The following is a 936-nucleotide window of genomic DNA, read 5'->3' on the forward strand; positions in this document are numbered from 1 at the left end:
ACCTAGAAGGCTTTTTTGTTGCATTAAATATATGAAACAAAGGAATGATACGTTATGGTAGATTATGAAAATGTATTAAATAAATTTACAGTAAAATCAAGGAATGGAGATAAGGCTCAGTGTATGTGTCCTTCACATAAAGATAAAAATGCATCATTATCAATTAAGCATGATAAAGTAGCTGATAGGATTGTTATGTACTGTCATGCTGGATGTGAAATTGATGCTATTTTAAAAGAAGTAGGTCTAACTTTTGCAGATGTAGGGACAACTTGCGAAAAGAAAGAAAGTGATCCAAATATAATTGCAGCTTATCAATACACTGACGAACATGGAGCATTACTATTTGAAAAGATAAGATTTAAAAATAAGAAATTTTCTCAAAAAAGATATGTAGATGGTAGTATAGTTTGGGGTTTGAACTATGGTGAATATAGTGAAACCTTTGAAGGTTCAAATGCATTTTCAATGAAACATAGACCTGCAGCAAAGAAGAAGATTTTCTTTGAACAAAAACCATCACTATATAATTTACCTAAACTTATAAAGTCTATAGGCAACGGATACACCGTTTATATATGTGAAGGTGAAAAAGATTGTGACACCTTAAATAAATTGGGGTTAGTCGCTACTACTGGGAGTCACGGAGCGGGAAAAGGGAAATGGATTGAAGAATATTGTAGTTGTTTCAGAGGTGCAAATGTTGTAATACTTTCGGATAATGACGAAGTAGGCAAGAATTATGGCACAGAAATAGAAAATAAATTAAGAAAATATGCACATAGAATAAAAGTTATAACTATTTCAGATAAAGAAAAAGGGGACGTAACGGATTATATCGAAGAGGGGCATACTAAAGAGGAGTTTCTAAAAGAAGTTGATAAAATAGAATGGCTTTATGCCCCATGGATCAGTATTAATGAAAAGAATAAAAAG

General features: G+C 31.8%; 1 pseudogene. It reads left to right on the top strand.

The features are described from left to right. Window positions 1–54: 54 nt before the first annotated feature. Window positions 55–936: pseudogene (locus AZI32_RS17080) on the top strand (hypothetical protein); the annotation flags it as partial.

It is taken from the genome of Clostridium sp. ATCC 25772 (genome assembly GCF_001573875.1).
Classification (GTDB): domain Bacteria; phylum Bacillota; class Clostridia; order Clostridiales; family Clostridiaceae; genus Clostridium_J; species Clostridium_J senegalense.